Genomic DNA, 286 nt, shown 5'->3' with positions numbered 1-286 from the left:
AGAAGAACGTCTCCGGTGATGGGGATCACGGGCAGCTGGTCAACCAGAATGGATACGGTTAAGAGGCTCACACAGGATAAAATGGTAAATTTTTTCCCGACAATGCGGTAGGCACAGACGGCAGGGATGGCGTTGAAAACCACGTTCAAGAAGGTGAAGGAGATCTTCACGCCAAAAAAGGCCAGCCCCACCCTCTGAATCAGCTTGGCGAGTCCGGAAAAACCGCCCGGAACCTGTTTCCCCTGTTCCACGAAGGTGTTGAGATTCACTGCTACGCTAACACTTC

The 286-nt window shown here is 52.1% G+C and carries 1 protein-coding gene; it reads right to left on the bottom strand.

Annotated features, from left to right (window positions below; genetic code table 11):
• Positions 1–286, bottom strand: a 286-nt coding sequence (locus tag NE473_RS32275) for a YitT family protein (protein ID WP_256265738.1), incomplete at both ends; no start/stop codon positions are given.

It is taken from the genome of Hungatella sp. SL.1.14 (assembly GCF_024460495.1).
Taxonomy (GTDB): Bacteria; Bacillota; Clostridia; order Lachnospirales; family Lachnospiraceae; genus Hungatella; species Hungatella hathewayi.
This window is presented reverse-complemented; position numbering and strand designations above follow the sequence as displayed.